This is a genomic window from Mesorhizobium carmichaelinearum (assembly GCF_900199455.1).
GTDB lineage: Bacteria > Pseudomonadota > Alphaproteobacteria > Rhizobiales > Rhizobiaceae > Mesorhizobium > Mesorhizobium carmichaelinearum.
On sequence record NZ_FZQR01000026.1, the window covers coordinates 18,211 to 33,236 of the forward strand.

At 60.3% G+C, this 15,026-nt stretch carries 13 protein-coding genes; 11 read left to right on the top strand and 2 right to left on the bottom strand.

The genetic code is table 11. From position 1 onward, the window contains the following. Nucleotides 1–335 precede the first annotated feature (335 nt). From CKW40_RS44110 to CKW40_RS34115, 3 genes are all read left to right on the top strand, one after another. Nucleotides 336–509, top strand: a complete 174-nt coding sequence (locus CKW40_RS44110) for a hypothetical protein (RefSeq protein ID WP_179298221.1) — start codon at nucleotides 336–338, stop codon at nucleotides 507–509. Nucleotides 510–638: 129 nt separating this feature from the next. Then, nucleotides 639–854 (top strand): hypothetical protein, encoded by a 216-nt coding sequence (locus tag CKW40_RS34110; RefSeq protein WP_143748420.1) that lies wholly within the window; start codon nucleotides 639–641, stop codon nucleotides 852–854. Nucleotides 855–1,333: 479 nt separating this feature from the next. After that, the gene (locus CKW40_RS34115) at nucleotides 1,334–1,567 is read left to right on the top strand and encodes a hypothetical protein (RefSeq protein WP_095204122.1); all 234 of its coding nucleotides are present in this window, start codon (nucleotides 1,334–1,336) and stop codon (nucleotides 1,565–1,567) included. Nucleotides 1,568–2,424: 857 nt separating this feature from the next. On the opposite strand, the gene CKW40_RS34120 is transcribed toward CKW40_RS34115, so the two are convergent. Further along, nucleotides 2,425–3,708 carry an NRAMP family divalent metal transporter gene (locus CKW40_RS34120; RefSeq protein WP_095204123.1) on the bottom strand — a complete coding sequence of 428 codons (1,284 nt, stop codon included), beginning with the start codon at nucleotides 3,706–3,708 and terminating at the stop codon, nucleotides 2,425–2,427. A gap of 673 nt (nucleotides 3,709–4,381) precedes the next feature. On the opposite strand from CKW40_RS34120, the gene CKW40_RS34125 reads away from it, so the two are divergent. From CKW40_RS34125 to CKW40_RS34145, 6 genes are all read left to right on the top strand, one after another. Next, the gene (locus CKW40_RS34125) at nucleotides 4,382–4,819 is read left to right on the top strand and encodes a curlin (protein WP_095204124.1); all 438 of its coding nucleotides are present in this window, start codon (nucleotides 4,382–4,384) and stop codon (nucleotides 4,817–4,819) included. A gap of 70 nt (nucleotides 4,820–4,889) precedes the next feature. Then, nucleotides 4,890–5,291 (top strand): curli-like amyloid fiber formation chaperone CsgH, encoded by a 402-nt coding sequence (gene csgH, locus CKW40_RS34130; protein ID WP_143748421.1) that lies wholly within the window; start codon nucleotides 4,890–4,892, stop codon nucleotides 5,289–5,291. Between the two features lie 171 nt (nucleotides 5,292–5,462). After that, nucleotides 5,463–5,876: a curlin gene (locus CKW40_RS34135; protein WP_095204126.1), complete on the top strand. Its 414-nt coding sequence runs from the start codon at nucleotides 5,463–5,465 to the stop codon at nucleotides 5,874–5,876. 38 nt (nucleotides 5,877–5,914) lie between these two features. Beyond that, nucleotides 5,915–6,190, top strand: coding sequence for a hypothetical protein (locus CKW40_RS43270; protein ID WP_143748422.1), 276 nt, complete (start codon nucleotides 5,915–5,917; stop codon nucleotides 6,188–6,190). Between the two features lie 95 nt (nucleotides 6,191–6,285). After that, nucleotides 6,286–6,561 (top strand): hypothetical protein, encoded by a 276-nt coding sequence (locus CKW40_RS34140; protein WP_095204127.1) that lies wholly within the window; start codon nucleotides 6,286–6,288, stop codon nucleotides 6,559–6,561. Nucleotides 6,562–6,920: 359 nt separating this feature from the next. Further along, nucleotides 6,921–9,422: a caspase family protein gene (locus CKW40_RS34145; protein WP_095204128.1), complete on the top strand. Its 2,502-nt coding sequence runs from the start codon at nucleotides 6,921–6,923 to the stop codon at nucleotides 9,420–9,422. 668 nt (nucleotides 9,423–10,090) lie between these two features. On the opposite strand, the gene CKW40_RS34160 is transcribed toward CKW40_RS34145, so the two are convergent. Next, entirely contained in the window at nucleotides 10,091–10,399 is a 309-nt protein-coding gene (locus CKW40_RS34160) for a hypothetical protein (RefSeq protein ID WP_095204130.1), read from the bottom strand. Nucleotides 10,400–11,437: 1,038 nt separating this feature from the next. On the opposite strand from CKW40_RS34160, the gene CKW40_RS34175 reads away from it, so the two are divergent. After that, a complete protein-coding gene (locus CKW40_RS34175) occupies nucleotides 11,438–12,715 on the top strand; it encodes a class I SAM-dependent methyltransferase (RefSeq protein ID WP_095204132.1) in 1,278 nt (425 codons plus the stop codon). A 337-nt stretch (nucleotides 12,716–13,052) separates the two neighbouring features. Further along, nucleotides 13,053–14,879, top strand: a complete 1,827-nt coding sequence (locus CKW40_RS34180; protein WP_095204133.1) for an OmpA family protein — start codon at nucleotides 13,053–13,055, stop codon at nucleotides 14,877–14,879. Nucleotides 14,880–15,026 lie beyond the last annotated feature (147 nt).

The following is a 15,026-nucleotide window of genomic DNA, read 5'->3' on the forward strand; positions in this document are numbered from 1 at the left end:
GCGTTTGGCATAGGTGGAGTCAACAATGGCGGCCTTCCCGTTGGTCAGTTTGAAATTCAGGGCTTTGCGAATTAATAGCCGCGCTTCCCGCATGAACGACGATCAATTGGCGCTGCCCAAACAGCTGACAAGCTCGCGAGCTTCCGCTTCAGTGATCCCTGCTTCTTTGACAAGACCGTGAACTACCGGGCCGTCCCTCGCTCTTTGCGAATCGGGTTCGTCAGCCATCGGGTGGCCCTACCACAAGGGGTCGGTTCATATGTCTTTGTTAATAGACGCGTCTGGCCGATTTTGTCTACTGAACCGTCGCCTGCTTTCGAACGGCATAGGGGCGATTGAAAGAGTCGATCGCTTTCGCCCTGGCGGAAAAGGGAGTTGGCCATGCCATTGACGGGAATAGCGGCCGTGACGATGCCGCTTGGCTGATCATGTCAGCATTTACGAACGGCGCGAATAGTCTGGACGAACTGTGGGCGGCGCTTGAGACAGAAGAGCGTCGCCAAGCTTAGGCGTTTTACGCCTCTTATGCGCCGCGCACTTTCGACTGTTCCGGGGCATGGGCCAGTACTCCTCAAACGGCTGGACGGTGTGCGAGCCTGCGGATAAAATGCTGTTGACCGACAGGATATACAGCACCGATGGACAGCAAGCGGCTCGACCACAAACTGGACTGCAAAGCGTGCGGGACGATCCTGATGGACATCCCGAACAACGCAGAGGAGCACACGGCCATTCATTGCAGCCAGTGTGGCGCGTACCTCGGGGAATGGGGAGAACTGCAGGATGATTTTCACAAGCAGGCCCGAGACGCGCAGGCCTTCGACCTGAACCACGGTAATATCCTGAAGAAGTAGTCCAACAGGCGTAACGGATCGCTTCTGGTCGAATTTGCCGCGGCGAGCGCGCCGTTCTGCCTCGCTGCGCAAATGCTTCAAGCGATCATGGTCTCGGTTTTGTCCAGAGAGCAATTGACGGCAGCCTTATAGCATTGATCAAATCACAGCCGACACAGCGTGCCTTTCTTGGCCATTAGGTAGGAGTTTCGGTGTCGCGCTCGCAAGGGCTATGGCTTGTGGCGATCAACCCGTTAGGAACCGGCGTGGCGTGGCGGCAGCATCGAAGCCAATGGACGACAACGCCGATGACACGACGAAAGCGATGGTAAGTGCGCTTTGCTCGTGAGAAGCCGCCGCTATCCAAAAGAAAACGGCATCCGAACATTCAGCCGGGCTACTGCTCGCCCCCGGGGCGAGCCCGACACCAGTTGGCATCGCCTGGAACATAACCCGCATCGACTCGTTCCGTGAGAAACGCACGGCTACCCAGGGGATAAGTGGCGTCGAATCCAGTCGATCAAATCTTCGTCGTCACGTCCTTTGATCTGGACGAGAGCGGAGTTCTGGTCCCCTCCTATAAGCCCGCACAGCCTGAAAGCGAAAAGGACGCGATCGCTTTGGCATCCGCACTTGCTGGCAAGCACGCCGGTTTGATTGCGTGGAGCAAACCTGCCGGAGGAACCACGAAGAAGGTGCTGTTTCAAAGAGGCGACGTCGGTGAATTGGAATGACGACGCATCAACGCCCCTGCCAGCCATGAAGAGTCTGCCAGCCCCTTGCAACTTCAGCCGCTAGAAACGCGTGAACGCCTTCATGGACGTAGAAAACTCGGCGACCCGCGGCACTACGACTTCACGCAGTTGAAATGAATGCCTATCAACCATTCACTGGACTAAACACAGCTTACCAGCCGCTCTGCGGTGCGATGTCCATCTGTTAGATGCCTGGCAGTGGGCGTCGAGCCAATCCCCGTGAGCTTGGCAGCATGCTGGAAACGCTTGCTCGGTGCCATGAAATGGCGCCTCCGATCAACCCAGCGCGTTCAAGGCGCTCTTTCAAGATGAACCTTACGACCGGCAGAGCGTTCTATGAGTTCTAAGGAGAGATCGCGATGGGCTGGGTTTTTGGGGTAGCGTTTGCGCTGGTTTTGTTGTTCGCCGTTCTGTTGGCCGTTACAGCACATCGGGATCTTCAGAGTTCTCCCATTTTTCATCGCCTGCGGCGTCGGCGAACCGACGCCGGACATGCCGAATAGTTGTGCGGGGCGACCTTCTCTCTCCCCGATTGCCGCCGGCGTCAGAGGAGGGCCGCCCGTTCGCAAGCGATCCCATCCGCCCCGCTCGAGGCGCAGCCCATCTCCGCTCGCCGGCATTGGCCCGCCTCTCTGCCGCGCGCTCATGCGCCCCTGGAAGGCATGCCGGCCTTCGGCATGTAACGGGAAAGGAATAGACCATGACGACCAATGAAACGAGTGCGATTACCGCACCTCGCTAGCGGGGCGGCATAGAGGTGTTCATTCCGCTGAACAAAGTTGAAGAAACGGCCCCCGCAACGCGCGCAAGCCCCCGCACAGCGAGGCGGGCCCATATTACCACGTCGCAAAGAGGCCAACCGCAGCCACGGCCATGACCGCGGTGGCAAGCCAACCGACAAGTTTTAGCCCTGTCGGCAGTTGAAACTCTCCCATGGCCGCGCGCTTGCCCGACAGATGCATCATCATACCCATGACTGGCACAGCTACGACGCCATTGATAACCGCGCTCCAAAACAGAGCCTTTATCGGATCGATCGGGGTGAAATTGAGGGCGACGCCAACCAGCGTCGCCACAGCAATCGTGCTGTAAAACGCTTTGGCCCGATGCGGCTTTTTGGCTAATCCCACGTTCCAGCCGAGTGTCTCTCCCAACGCATAGGCGGACGATCCGGCGAGTACGGGCAAGGCCAGCAAGCCCGTGCCAATAATTCCAAGCGCAAAGACGAAGAACGCAAACTGACCGGCGATCGGACGAAGCGCCTCGACCGCCTGCGACGAGGTCTGAATGTCGGTCACACCGTTGGCATTGAGCGTGGCCGCCGTTGTCACGATAATAAAGAGGGCAACGGCGTTGGAAATGGCCATGCCAAAATAGGTATCGATGCGGATACGTGTCAGTTCTTCTGGGGCCTGTTCGGGAGCGACTTTGAGCGGCGAGGCCTCATCGCGCTCCTTAACCTCCTCCACCTCCTGTCCAGCTTGCCAGAAAAAGAGATAAGGGCTGATCGTCGTTCCAAGGATGGCGACGACGGAAGTAATATATTGGTTATCGAAGCTGATATGAGGAACAATCAGGTTGTAGCCGACCGTCGCCCAAGGCACGTTCGCCACGAAGGCCACGGCAACATAGGCCAGAAGTGACAGCGTCAGCCACTTCAGTGCAGACACATAGCGGGAGTAACGGGAAAAGATTTCAAGCAGGACGGTCACGATGCCAAACGCGGCAACGTAGAGCAGCTGCGGCCCGCCAATAATTAGTTTTAGCGCAGCTCCCATTGCTCCCAGGTCGGCGCCGATGTTGATGATATTGGCGACCATGAGCAACGAAACGATGGAAATTCCAACGCTGGCCGGATAGTGCTTTCGCAGATTGCCCGCGATACCTCGACCGGTGACACGGCCGATCCTGGCGCTGATCTCCTGGATGGCGCACATCAGAGGCCAGCTGAACAACATGACCCAGCCCATGCCATAGCCGAACTGGGCACCGACCTGGGAATAGGTCGCGATGCCGCTTGGATCGTCGTCAGAGGCTCCCGTAATCAGCCCGGGTCCAAGGATGCCAAGCAGTCGCGGCTTGGATGGCCCGACAACCGGGTTTGCTGCATTTGCGTCCACGATTAAACCCCGCCGAATGTAAAAATCCGTCAGCCAACGTGCGGGATCGCTAAAGGTCCCGATCTAAGATTGGCCGCAGAAATTTTTACGGAAAACGAGAGCAGATCCTGCACAGAGGAGCCCCACCGACCAGGAAGACGATGTTCTGAGGCGGCGACACCAGCATTCCGCTGGCCTCAAGAAAAGTTGATCCCATTCGCGCTCATGAAAACCAGCCAAACGTAAGGCTGACCATCAACACCGCGACCAGGATTGAAACCGGCACAGCGACGAACAGCCCTGCCTCTAAAAATCGTGTTTCTTTGTCGCTGAACATTAGGCGCGCCTTATGCATGCTCGTTGAACGCCAGGAAGCTGCGAACCCCTGGTTCGGTTCCGGCCGCCCACCTTACAAATTAGTATGAATGGGTCGGCCGCTCCCCTTGAACAGATGATGGAAGGGCATGGCTGCCAGGTTTTGACAACTAGTCGAGTGAAGCCTAATTCACCACCGGCCCCACTCCGGTGGATGTTTCGGCACGAACGGCGGAAATCCTCTCTAAAGTCTCAATAGCGCGATCCATTAGTCCTTCCTGAACTCCATCTGAACACCGTCTTCAGCATCGGTTCGAACGGCATCTCCTAAAAAGAAGCCGTTCAACGTGCGGTCCCGGCCGCCAAAGGAGACGCTCTCATGATCCGCAATTCTTTCATCGCAACCGCGCTCGCCGCTCTTGTCGGCATTACCGCCGCCGCCCCGGCCATGGCCAACGACGTGAGCATCGAGCAATATGGCTGGTCGAACTCCGCCGGCGGTGCCCAGAACGGCTTCAAGAACCGTATCCGGGTCTACCAGGACGGCCGCTTCAACACGGTGATCGGCCAGCAGCGCGGCCGCCACAACCTTTCGGCCATCGGCCAGGAAGGGGTCGGCAACTACGGCGCCACCTATCAGACCGGCAACCGCAACGTAGCCGGCGTCGCCCAGTTCGGCTCCAACCACACCACCATCCTGACCCAGGACGGTAACGGCAACATCGCCGCCGGCGTGCAGGTTGGCCACGGCTGCGATGCCAATGTCAGCCAGGGCGGCAGCGGCAACGTCGCCGCCTTCGTCCAGGCCTGCCCATAAACACGGCAACGTCCGGGTGGCCGCGGAAAGATTCCGCGGCCACGGCTACCGAACGCCAAGGAGACGAATCATGCCCCGCATCGTCAAGTATTCCCGCCGCGTCATGGCGGCACTCGCTATGGTTCTGATCCCGGCCGGCGCGCTGGCGACCATGGCCACCGCCGACCAGCCCATAGAACCGGTCCGCTGCGAGATCCGCACCACGCCGGAAAGCAGCATGGTCACGTTGGAGGCGCTCGCCCATGCACATCGAAACGTGAGCGGCACCTATTCCTTCCATGTCGAGGGTGCCGGCCGGTCCGGCGGCACCAATATCGTGCAGGGCGGCGCCTTCAGCGCCGCGCCCGGTAAGCCAGCCACGCTCGGCGCAGTCACGCTCGACGCGAACGGCGCCGTCTACGACGCCAAGTTGGAGGTCACGGTCGATGGCAAGAGCGTAGGCTGCGCCAAGCGGGTCGGCGGCGCGACCTGATCGCATCGCTAGATTTATAAAAAGGGCGTCGGCATTCGGCGCCCTTTCTAGGTGCGAAAGGCGAGGAGAAAAAATGACTGAACGACAGCTGAACGAAGGATTCCGGCAGGGTTCAGCCACGAGATGAGAAGGTTGGCCATAGGCTGAGGCAGCCGGAAAATGGAGACTAAGATGACCCGCAATATGTTCAAAACCCTTACCGCCGCTCTCGTTGCCGGCAGCATCGGCCAGGCGGCGCTGTCTGCACCGGCTTACGCGGGCGGCTCGGTTTCGGTGACATTTGCTCCTGACAACGCCCGCGACGCTGGCGCGCTGGCGACCGGCCTGCGCGTCTACTCACTGTATCGCGGTCTGCATGGCGCAAGCATCCGTCAGTCGGGACACGGCAACGCCGCCGGCATCGGCCAGAACGGCCGCGGCAATCTGGGCATCATCCAGCAGGTGGGCAACGGCCATTCCGCCACCCTACGGCAAAATGGCAATGACAACGCTTACGGCATTTTCCAATTCGGCAGAAACACCGACGCCAATGTCGTTCAGAACGGCAATGATGAGGGCGGCGCCGCCTTCAGCTACGGCTGGTAGTGGCCGACGACTGATCGCGAATCGGACCCGCATAATCGTTGCTCGTCGTCAGCGGCTCGCTTGCCTGGGCCGCCCGCAAGAGCGCCTCCTCGCTATCCAACATGGAGCATGAAGGTGCGCCTGAAAAGGCGCTCGGAAATTACACGAACGGGGGTGATAGCTTTGAGACGAGATTTTCGTGCTCTTCATACGCCTTCCAGCAGGAGCGATTGGCGCTCGAATATGCCGAGCATGCCTGCAAAATTTTGCCGGGAAAGTGCCTTTTGCAGCTATGCCATTTCAAGGATGTATCGATTTGTGAAGCGGCATCCTAACATTCGCCATTTTTTAGATGCCGCTTATATTGCGTTAAAAGCCGCACCTGATCGCAAACGACGCTCGGGGCAAAAGAGTAGGGAAGGATAATTTCATGAGCTTCAAAACTGTCTGTTTCGGTGCACTTGCGTTCACCATTGTCGGCGGCGCTGCGCTTGCCGGCGCACTCGACGAACCCAAGATGATGGCGCCGTTCTTCACCGACGCCAGCATGAAGACGATGAAGCCGGACGCCGATATGAAAAAGGCCTGGGCCGGCATGGCCAAGGCTGATCAGGACAAGATGATGAAGGAATGCAACGACGCGGCGATGAGCAAGCCTCACGCCCAGTTCTGCGAGAAATTGAAGGCACTCGGCGGTTCCAAATAAGTCACGGCTTTCGCAACTGGAATGGTGGCGGGCTATGTCCCGCCATCATCATGTCAGGCTGATTTCTTCTGACGTCCGCTCGACACCGATTCATAGATCTGCGGCTTGACCGATGCGCATCCACCCGCTGCCCGCTGACTGGAATGCCGAGTTCCATCTTCTGTCATCTTCGCCGTGTCCGAAACGCCGATCGCACGTCCACATGCCAGGCTCCCCTGCGGATCGCATCGCGTCTGGGTTACCCAATACCGCTTTTTTGGACGAAATTGTGCCGCAAAGCCGCGCGAGATTCTGCTTCGAACTGTCCGCGGGAGTTTTCCTCTGTGCGGCGTTGTAGTTTGTAAGGATGGCAGATTGTAATGCGGATACTCCAAAAGTTCCTCGGCTTCCTTGCCGCGCTAACTGTTTTTGCAGTCTGTTTCGCGACGGGAGTGCTCGCGCAAAGTGAAAAGCGCCTGGCCTTTGTGATCGGCAATGCCGCCTATCAATCCGGCGCCCTCGCAACGCCAGCCAACGATGCCGGCCTGATCGCACAGACATTGCAGGCGGCCGGGTTCGATGTTGTTGGCGCGCGCGATGTCGACCAGGAATCGCTGCGCGGCTCATTCCGTGATTTCCTCGGCAAAGTGTCGGCCGCCGGTCCTGATGCTGTGGTCTTCGTCTACCTTGCTGGCCAAGGCGTGCAGTTCGAGGGCGAGAACTATTTCGTGCCGGTCGACGCTCAAATCTCGAATGCAGCCGACGTGCCGATTGCGGCGGTGCGGGTTTCCGATCTCACCAAGCCACTGGCGGCCCTGCCGACGAAGGTCAACATTATCGTGCTTGATGTGGCGCGGCCGAATTCCTTCGCGCAGTCGAACCAGCCGCTCGCCGGCGGCCTCGCGCTGGTCGATCCCGATCCGAACATGCTCATCGCCTTCAATGCCGCTCCTGGCACGGTCGCGCCCGAGGGCAAGGGCCCATACGGCGCCTATGCCCAGGCGCTGGCCGAGATGATGCGTGAAGGTGGCTTGTCGTTGGGCGACGTGTTCGACCGCACTCGGCTGCGCGTCAACGAAGTCACGCAGGGCGGGGAACTGCCCTGGAGCGCTTCGAAAATCACGGCGCCCTTTGTCTTCTTCGACCGTGCTCCGGATGCTCCCGCGCCTCAGGTTTCGGCTGCGGAGAGCCGCACGATGCGGACCAAGGCGATCCGCGACTTCGACGCGCATGACGCCTATGTCGCGGCCCTCGACCGCGATACGATGCCCGGCTACGAGGATTTCGTCGGCGCCTACCCACACGATCCAATGGCCAAGCGCGTGCGTGCCATCATCGCTGCGCGGCGCGAAGCGATCACTTGGCGCGAAACCTGGCTCCAGGACACGCCCGAAGCCTACTGGTCCTACCTCGATCGCTATCCGCACGGGCCACACGCCTGGGATGCCCGCCGCCGGCTGGAGCATTTCGATGCCGCCTTGGAGCCGCCGGAGGATTTTACCGTCTATGACTATGACGTGCCGCCGCCGCCGGAGGAAGAGATCATCTATGTCGACCGGCCGGTGCTCTATTTCGACGACCCCGAGTTCGATTTCGAGCCGCCGCCACCGGTCGCGGTGATCTTCCTGCCGCCGGTGCCGCCGGATTTCATCGTGTTGGCGCCGCCGCAGCCGGCAGTCGATATATTCGTTCTGCCGGTGCCGGTCTTCGTGCCGGTGCCGGTGTGGGTTAACCCGCCGCACAACGTCGTGCCGCCTCGGGACAACATCGTCTTCAACAACATCCACAACACCACTATCATCAACAACACAACAATCAACAACGAGACCAACAATCAGGGCGGGCAGAGCAATGGCAACGCGTCGGGCGGTCTCACCACCGGCCAGAAGCTCGGCGCCGCCGCGGGCCTGGGCGCGGCCGCGCTCGCGGCCAAGGTCGCGCTGCCGCCGCTGCTGCAGAAAAGGTCCGCGCTGGTCAAGCAGAATCCGAGCGGCCTGCCGGCGAAGCTCGGGCAGGGTGCGGCGCAAGGTCGGCAACCAGGCGGCACCACGCCGATGTCGAAGACGCTACCTGGCGGCAAGCTTTCGACCGATCACGCCTTGCCCGGCGGCAACGGCAAGACGCTGCCGCTCGTCAACGGCAAGCCGGTGCTCAACAGCCAGGCCTTGCCCAACGGCAACTTCAGGAAGCTGCGCAAGCAAGGCATTGTAGGCGGGAACCCGCAGACGACAGGGAATGCAGGCGCCGCCGTGACGGAGGGGCAGGGCGCTGGCCAGCAGAACGGAGCAGGCAATGGGCCGGGCAAGAATGGCAAGTTCCGCAAGCTGCCGACCGTCGACGGTGCACCAGCCGGGCAAGATTTGAGCGCTCGGCAGAAGTTCAGGAAGAACACTCCCAACGCGTTGTCCGACCAGAACACTGGCAAGCCGAAGAAGCTGACGCGCAGGGATCTGTCCGCCGCCCAGGCCGTTGTCGGACCGAGCGATCAAGCCCCGGGCAACGGGAACAAGAAGTTTCGAAAGCTGCAGAACAGCGGTGGAGGTTCCGCTGGCCCGGCAACCAACGCCCAGCGGAAATTCAAGGTCAACAAGCCGAACGAGAATCCGCAACGCCAGCTCACGCTGCACGAAAAGCCGAACGTGCAGGTGTTCTCCAAGCCGCAGAAGCCGACGTTTCATGCGCAGCCGAAGCAGGAATTCCACGCCCAGCCGAAGCCCCAGGTACAAGAGCGACGTCCGCCGCCGCAGCCCAAGCCGGAGTTCCGTGCCCAGCCGAAGCCCCAGATCCAAGAACAGCGCCTGCCGCAGCAGCCCAAGCCGCAGCAGCCGCCAGGTAAGAAGCCGTCCTGCGGGCATCCAGGCGAGCCGGCCTGCGGCAAGTAGGAGCGCAGAAGGCAATCAGGGCGACACAGCCGCGCGAGGTGGCGGGGAGGCTCGAAATGGGGTGGGAACGAACGGTGTCATCGACGGGATGGACGGTGGGCCACTCGGTGTTCAGTCCCGGCATTTGCTGGATCGGATTTAGGATGAAGTGCTCGGGCTCTTTTGCCCAGGTTTTGCAGATGTGTTCGTAGGGTGTGGGGCCTCTGAGGGTCTTCAGCACCCGGATGTTTGCTTGCAGCCTTGGCAACCAAAATCCAAGTCGCGCATTTTAGTGAATGCTGTTAGGCCAAATCTCGATGTGCTGTTCTCGCTGCGGTGCGCATGACCATGGTTATGAGCACTGCACGCATCTGAACCATGGTAGCCTATCCGAGGCATCCGCGCCTTCGAACAAGCCCAATGAACGTCCGAAGGAGCAGGTTCCGGTTCGCAATCCAACCGAATCGTTGAATCAGATCGATTATTTGAAACTGACCGAAAATCGTCTGCCTGTAGTTCGGATTGGAGCGCTGAAAGTCATCCCTTTTGCCCGCCGGTCCCCTCCAGGCGGTCAATAGGGCCGCAAGGTCCGTCGCCCGCTGGCTCCCGGCCAGCGGGCGCCTTTGCACAACAGACGCCCATTTGACCCGCCGAAACATCCGCAGGACGCGACGCGCTTGACAGGACCTCTAACGCTTTGCCACCGTTTCACGCAGCGGCTCGTTGCGGGTCGGCCGCCGATATCTTCTCACCAACTTGACCGTGCTAGTGTCGACCGTGAGGCGCCCCAGCACCTGCACTGTGACCCTGTTTAGATCCTCGTCGACGTGCACAACTTCCCCTTCGAACCTTATCCTGTCGCCAGGCTTCGCTCCGGGATCGATGGTCGAATAGGCGTGCAGAGCCGTCGGAATATGCAGCGACACGCGATCCTCGATGCGCTCGCCAACCGTGGCGATAATCGCCACCTTGTCACCGATATTGATTTCCCGTGCCATGCATAGAATTCTGGAGCAGCGCATCTGTTCGTCAATGGGTTGCTAATATATTGGCGGCGATCTGACTAACGCCCGGCCTCGCTGGCTGCCGCCCTGCCGTCTTCAGCTTCTGGATCGTCGCGACAATCGCCGTCGAGCCAGACTGTGCCCTAGCGTCTCATGCAATACGACCTGGCGACGGTCGCGCATGTCTACCGGCTTGCCACAGGTTCGGCAGTAGTAGAAATGCCTCCTCTCGTCGGCAAGGTCGCCGTGGTGCTTCCCTTCAATTGGAGACCCGATATTTGGAACGTCATTCATCGGCTGCGGGCCTTGCCTCGCGCTCCACAGGCTCACGCTCATTGGCGTGCTTTTCTTGGCGATCCCCGAACCTCGGGAATCGTGAGGCCAAATTTGCTGGCGAGGGAGCCTACCCCGTATTCCTCATCTCCCGGCACGCGGTCGCGGTCATGAATATCTCGTTTGGTCTTGTCGTCGCCCAGCTCGCTCCCTTCTTGCATCCGATGATGCCCAACGCGCATCCGACGCGTTTGTTGCACGCACTCTAACGGTGCGTATTGGCGCAGATAACGACCCTCGGTATCTGCATAACGATTGGGTCCGCCAACTCGGTCGGAGCCCGCGCTCTCCGTTCTTCTCGCAGGCCGCATCTCAAAGCATAGCTGCGGACTGTGTCGCTGGGTTAAGCAACTAGCCCTGCTCGGCGAGGTGTACGCTCCCCACAGCAAATAGCCCGCCTCGGAGGTGGCCGAGACGGGCTGCTCGTCGTTTCCAGTACTGTTGAAATGACACGCGGCGGAGGACTATCTTTGAATGACCGAGAAGGTTCCTTTTCTGGTCGATTTGGAAAAATGCCGTAGCCAAGCGGATCAGGATGGGCGCGCCTTAAGTGCGGCTTAGCCGTAGCCATGGCACACGCGCGCTCCGTCGGGGCTTGCTGAGTCTGCCTGAGACTCTAGATTGCGGGCTGCCTGTTGATGGACGTCACACTTTCGGAGGCATCGTGTAAGCATCGTAGCATTGCGACAGGACGAGGAAATGCCACAGGACGCCGCCGACAGAGCCGCACGCATCGTCCGGACGGTGATTGAGACTCTGAAGCCGGGTTTCGCGGTCAGGCTATGGACCGGTGAGCGGATCGGTCCCGCCACCGGCCCCGTGCTCACCATCAACGATCAGGACATCGTCTGGCAGGTGATCCGCCGGCCCGCCTTCTCGACGCTGATCGAGATGTGGATCTCCAAGACGATCGACATCGAAGACGGATCGCTGTTCGATTTCTATGCCTTGCCGTCGCAAGGCAAGCTGCGGACGAAGCTCAAGTCATTGCCGAAACTGGCGATCCTGCGCGACCTGCCGGCCGTGCTGTTTTCGAGAAAACAGATGACGGCGCGGACCGATCTTTCCGGGCGCAATCCCTTCGTCAGCGGTTCGAGCCAGGAGGCGATCCAGCACCACTACGACATTTCGAATGCCTTCTACCGGCTCTTCCTCGACGAGCGCATGGTCTACAGCTGCGGCTACTTCAAGGATTTCGCCAACAGCATCGACCAGGCGCAAGTCGACAAGCTTGATCACATCTGCCGCAAGCTCAGGCTGAAGCCCGGCGAAAGATTGCTCGACATAGGTTGCGGCTGGGGTGCGATGCTCATCCATGCCGCGAAAAACTACGGCGTCATCGGCCATGGCGTCTCGTTGTCGGAGGCGCAGACCAAACTCGCCCGCGAGCGCATTCGAGCCGAAGGACTGGAGGATCGCATCACCATCGAGATAAAATCCTACGCCGAACTCTCCGGCTCGTTCGACAAGATATCGTCGATCGGCATGTTCGAGCATCTCGGGCTTGCCAATCACGCCACCTATTTCTCGATCATCCATCGTCTGCTCAAGCCGGGAGGCATCTATCTGCATCACGCCATCACCCGTCGCAGCAAGGGAGACATGAAAAAGACCCTGCGCAAGGGTCCGGAATTCAAAGCGCTGATCAAGTACATCTTCCCCGGCGGCGAACTCGACACGATCGGGATGACGCTCGGCAATCTCGAGGCGCATGGCTTCCTCGTCTACGATGTCGAGAATTTGCGCGAGCATTATGCGCGCACCTGCCGGCTGTGGGCCGAGCGGCTGCAGGCACGCTTCGACGAGGCGGTCGCCGAGGTGGGTGAGGCCAAGGCGCGCCTCTGGCTGCTCTATCTTACCGGCTGCTCGATCACCTTCGAGCGCGCCTCGGCACAGATTTTCCAGACTGTCGTCACCAAGCGCGCGCGGGGTCCAAGTGGCCTGCCGCCGACGCGGGCCGACATTTATGGACGGTGAGCCGCGCGGTCTCAGCGATCTTGATCACGACCAGGTAGCGACCAGCCTCAGAGCCGGTGGAGGCGCATTTGCGCACCACTTGTTTGCAGCCGCGCATGCCTTCGGATTCGAGATTGCTCGTTATTATGCCAAAGCGGGATTGCGCTAGAAGGGTTCAGGTGGGCTTACGCGGATGGCGGCCCGGCCCGTATCGCCAATCATCAGATAGAAATAGCACACCATGAGAGGGAGTAGCGATTGATCCGCCTCTGCTGACAGCGCGCCATTCGATCTTGACGGGGAACCAATGTGGCAGTGCCCAGTTTGGATAGCGTGGGGACACGACACGGAGAATCAAATGACACGCCGACCAAAGATTTTGGCCAGCACCGCACTCGGGTTGCTCATCGCCTCAGCGCCGTTGGGGGCCCCGCTCAGCAGCGCAGCATTCGGCGCGGCACGGTTCGTCGCATCCGCACCGCCGATTTTTATCAAGTTGAATTGTAAGGAGGGCGAGTCCGCCGAAGCCTGCGCGCTAAGGCAACAGGCTCCGTCCGAAAACGCTGCTCCACTTCCAGCGACCGAACCACAGCCTACGCCAAAACCGCAGGAGCAGCCAAAAGAGGCAGCTCCGGCGTCTGAGGCAGCTCCCGTTCCAGAATCCACGCCACCGGCTGAACCGTCCACGAAGAAACAGCCCGCTCCAACGGCCGAGCCTGCGCCGGCGCCGCCAGCCGAGCCTGCGCCCAACAAGGCTCCCGACAAATCGGCTCCAGGCAAGCAAGTCCAGCCGCCCGCAGACAAGGCGCCTTTGCCCACCCCGGCTCCGCAGGCGCCTGCTGCGACCGATCAGCCTGCGCCTGCCCAGGGCAAACAGCCGGCGGAACCTACGAGCAAACCAGAAAAGAAACCGGCCGCCGAGCAGCCTGCCGCGGCGCCTGCATCAAAGCAGCCCGTGACAGAGGCCCAACCTTCAACCGAGCAGCCCCCGGCCATCGGAAAACCGGCCGTTGGTGAGCCGGCGGCGCCCGCCCAAGGCGAAAAGCCGGTCCAGGGCGAGGCGCCTACTGATCCGAACGCCGCACCGATCCTTGACAGCCAGAAGGATGCGAAACGCCCGGGCAAGGACGGCAAACCGCCTGCTCAACAGAGCGGCAGTGACCAGGGTGCCGCTCCTGCGCCCACAGCCGTTGCCAAAGGGCCACCACCTGCCGACGACAAGGCAGCGCAGGAGGCGATCAAGCCGGAAAAGCTCGTTCCGGTTACCGACGAAAAAGGCAAACGCCTTGACAAGGCGCCTGACGTCCAGGCCAAGGAACGCCCGCAAGGCGCCGACGTGAAGACGGAAGGCGATCGCCTGATCATCCAGTTCAACAACCAGACTATCGTTGAAAGCAACGAAACTCCACGTTTGGACCGGGGCGCCAAGGATGTCTACTATGAGGAGTTGCCGCGCGGCCGTACGCGCGAAACCATCGTGCGCGACAACGGCAACCAGATCGTCACCATCCGCAACAGTAATGGCGACGTCATCCAACGTTCGCGCATCACGCCCGATGGTCGCGAATACGTTTTGAGCTATGTTGACGAGCGGTATTATCAGGACGTGCACGACTGGCGCGACCCTGGAGATGACTTGCCGCCGATACAGCTGACCATCCCCCGCGACCAATACATACTGGACTCAGAGTCGGTCCAGGATCAGGGGGACTATTATACCTTCCTCGAACAGCCGCCGGTGGAAAAGGTCCAGCGCCTCTACTCGGTCGTCGAGGTCAAGCGTTCGGCCCGTGTGCGCGACATCGCACGTCGTGTCGATCTTGATACGCTGAATTTCGAATCCGGTTCGGCTTCGATCTCCGACAGCGAAGTCAAGAAGCTGCAAGGGGTGGCGGATGCAATGAACAGGTTGCTGAAGAAGAACCCCGCAGAAACGTTCCTTGTCGAAGGCCACACCGATGCCGTCGGTAGCGAGAACGCTAACCTGGCCTTGTCCGACAGGCGAGCCGAGGCAGTCGCCGAGGCCTTGACCAGCGCCTTCGGCATCCCGCCGGAAAACCTGACGACCCAAGGCTACGGCGAGCGCTATCTCAAGGTGAACACGACGGGACCGGAACGGCAGAACCGCCGCGTCGCTATTCGCCGCATCACGCCGCTTGTGGCGCCCGTCGCCAGCGCCAACTGACGAAGACATCTCGCGATTCGGTAAAGCTCGCCGAATCGCGAGTCGCTTGCCCGCCAAGGGACCAATGGCCGGTCTGCTCCGATGACGGAAGATGCTTGTCTTTCAAACCCCGACGGGGCTTTTTAAAACTTCATTTACCGTGAAGCC

Coding starts and splice junctions, on each gene's coding strand:
- CKW40_RS34145 (WP_095204128.1), top strand. CDS start 6,921: ATGCGGATACTCCAAAAGTTCCTCGGCTTCCTTGCCGCGCTAACTGTT.
- CKW40_RS34160 (WP_095204130.1), bottom strand. CDS start 10,399: ATGGCACGGGAAATCAATATCGGTGACAAGGTGGCGATTATCGCCACG.
- CKW40_RS34140 (WP_095204127.1), top strand. CDS start 6,286: ATGAGCTTCAAAACTGTCTGTTTCGGTGCACTTGCGTTCACCATTGTC.
- csgH (WP_143748421.1), top strand. CDS start 4,890: ATGCCCCGCATCGTCAAGTATTCCCGCCGCGTCATGGCGGCACTCGCT.
- CKW40_RS34175 (WP_095204132.1), top strand. CDS start 11,438: ATGCCACAGGACGCCGCCGACAGAGCCGCACGCATCGTCCGGACGGTG.
- CKW40_RS34135 (WP_095204126.1), top strand. CDS start 5,463: ATGACCCGCAATATGTTCAAAACCCTTACCGCCGCTCTCGTTGCCGGC.
- CKW40_RS34125 (WP_095204124.1), top strand. CDS start 4,382: ATGATCCGCAATTCTTTCATCGCAACCGCGCTCGCCGCTCTTGTCGGC.
- CKW40_RS34180 (WP_095204133.1), top strand. CDS start 13,053: ATGACACGCCGACCAAAGATTTTGGCCAGCACCGCACTCGGGTTGCTC.
- CKW40_RS34110 (WP_143748420.1), top strand. CDS start 639: ATGGACAGCAAGCGGCTCGACCACAAACTGGACTGCAAAGCGTGCGGG.